General features: G+C 65.0%; 3 protein-coding genes. 1 reads left to right on the top strand and 2 read right to left on the bottom strand.

Annotated elements, in window-relative coordinates; genetic code table 11:
* The coding region (locus RMO25_RS08885; protein ID WP_309662248.1) for a 5'-3' exonuclease H3TH domain-containing protein at nt 1-1,173 on the bottom strand (1,173 nt) is incomplete at its 3' end.
* A 63-nt stretch (nt 1,174-1,236) separates the two neighbouring features.
* Between RMO25_RS08885 and RMO25_RS08880 the strand changes: the two genes are divergently transcribed.
* Nucleotides 1,237-1,419 carry a hypothetical protein gene (locus tag RMO25_RS08880; RefSeq protein ID WP_309662247.1) on the top strand — a complete coding sequence of 61 codons (183 nt, stop codon included), beginning with the start codon at nt 1,237-1,239 and terminating at the stop codon, nt 1,417-1,419.
* Here RMO25_RS08880 and RMO25_RS08875 read toward each other — a convergent pair.
* Nucleotides 1,412-2,321: FGGY-family carbohydrate kinase (locus tag RMO25_RS08875; protein ID WP_309662246.1), on the bottom strand; the 910-nt coding region annotated here is incomplete at its 5' end. The two genes, RMO25_RS08880 and RMO25_RS08875, sit on opposite strands and share 8 nt — an antisense overlap.

The raw sequence follows: 2,321 nt of genomic DNA, 5'->3' as shown, positions 1-2,321 counted from the left end.
ATGCCCGACGGGGATGTAGCAAGCGCGGTTGGGGGCGGTGGCAAGGCTGATCCCGGCGAGCTTGGCGATCACGCAATCGATGGAATCGGTCTCGGTGTCGACTGCGATATAGCCATAGCCGCGCGCTTCCTCGATCCAGCGGTCGAGCGCCGCTTCGTCGGTCACCGTTGCATACGTCGATCGGTCGATCGCGATCGCTTCCACCGGCGCTGGCGCGGGCGGGGGAGCTGACGTCATGACGGCATTGATCCCGCCGCCGCCGCTGCTGCCGCCAAGTCCGCCGCGGCCGCCAACCATCCGCGCCAGCAGCGTCTTGAACCCCTGCTCCTCGAGGAATTCCCGAAGCGGCTCTGGCGGGATGCCGGTCAGCGTCAGATCGTCGAGCGGTTCGGGCAACGGCGCATCGCACACCAGTCGCACCAATTCGCGCGACAATCGCGCATTGTCGGCATGGTCGATCAGATTCTGCTTCAACTTGGGCTTGGTGATCTGGTCGGTGCTGGCGAGGACGGTGGCGAGGTCGCCGAACTGCTGGATCAGCTGCGTCGCGGTCTTCGGGCCGACGCCGGGTACGCCCGGCACATTATCGCCGCTGTCGCCCATCAGCGCCAGGACATCGCCGACCAGCTCGGGGCCAACGCCAAACGTGTCGTTGACATAGGCTTCGTCGTTGCGGCGGTCGTTCATCGTGTCGAGCATGTCGACCGAACCGTCCTCGACCAATTGCATCAAATCCTTGTCGGAGCTGACGATGGTCACCTTCCAGCCCGCCTGTTTCGCCGCGGTGACGTAGCAAGCGATGATGTCGTCCGCCTCCAGCCCCTCGGTTTCGATGCACGGGATACTGAAGGCGCGCGTCGCTGTACGGATCAGCGGGAATTGGGGGATGAGGTCCTCGGGCGCGGGTGGACGGTTGGCCTTATACTGGTCGAACATGTCGTCGCGATGGGTCTTGCCTGCGGCGTCGAGGATGACCGCCATATGGGTCGGCCCGTCGGCTTTGTTGAGGCTGTCGGCGAGCTTCCACAGCATCGCCGTATAGCCATAGACCGCGCCGACATTCATCCCATGCCGGTTGGTCAGCGGCGGCAGCCGGTGATAGGCGCGAAAGATGTAGCTCGACCCGTCGACGAGGTAGAGATGGTTAGCTGGTGAATTTTGGGCCCCGGACATGAACGGCGAGGTTTAGCAGGCCTTGCGCACGATGCCAGCCGGGGCTGGAGGAGGGAGTTTGTCATGGCCGAGCAACGCTTCGAACGTCACCGCCAGCCGTGGAAACAGGACGAGATCCAAAAGCTTCACCAACTTGCCGGCAAGGGCATGTCGGTCCGCGCCATCGCCAAGGCCCTGACCCGTAGTGAAGAATCGATCCAAATCCGCGCCAAGGCGGACAGGCTCAAAATCAGCAAGCTCAGGTAGCGCGGGATCGCTCTAGCGTCCTGTCGACCACACGTTCCCAGCCGGCGAGCAGGTCGTGCCGAAGCCCGGGCGCCATCTTCGGCTCGAATCGCTCGGCCGGAACCCAGGTGCAGGCAAGCGCGCCGAGGTTCGGCCAGACGCCGGTCGCCAGGCCGGCATGGAACGCCGCGCCCAAGGCTGTAGTCTCCAGATTGGCCGGCCGCTCGACCGGGACTTCAACAATGTCGGCGAGAAACTGACAAAACCAGGCGTTGGCCGCCATCCCGCCGTCAGCGCGAATCGCTGCCGGATCGGCAGCACCATCGGCGGCCATCGCTTTCACTAGGTCGTCGGTCTGATAAGCCACCGCTTCGAGTGCGGCCCGGGCGAGGTGCGCCGCGCCCGTGTCCAGGGTCAGGCCGAAAATCGCGCCACGCGCGTCCGGGTCCCAGTGCGGCGCGCCCAGGCCGACAAATGCCGGCACTAAATAGACGCCGTGGTTGTCCGCTACGCGCGCCGCCAGCTTGTCAGTGTCCGAAGCTTGCGCGACGATACCCAGGCCGTCGCGCAACCACTTGACCGCGGCCCCGGCGATAAAGATTGATCCCTCCAGCGCATAAGTCGTGCGCCCGTTGCGCCGATAGGCGGGTGTCGTCAGCAGTCGGTGCTGCGAGGTGACCGCTTCCTCACCGGTGTTGAGCAACATGAAGGCGCCCGTGCCAAAGGTCGCTTTGGCCATGCCGGGATCGAAGCAGGCCTGGCCGAACAGAGCCGCTTGCTGGTCGCCGGCCATCCCGGCGATCGGGATTGGCCGGTCGAACAATCCCGCCGCCGTAGCCCCGAACATATGGCCGTTGTCGTGAACGTCGGGAAGCAGCCCATCTGGGATGCCAAACAGCCGGCACAGCTCCGCGTCCCAGCGC

The sequence above is a fragment of the Sphingomonas sp. genome (genome assembly GCF_031361285.1).
Lineage (GTDB): Bacteria > Pseudomonadota > Alphaproteobacteria > Sphingomonadales > Sphingomonadaceae > Sphingomicrobium.
This window is presented reverse-complemented; position numbering and strand designations above follow the sequence as displayed.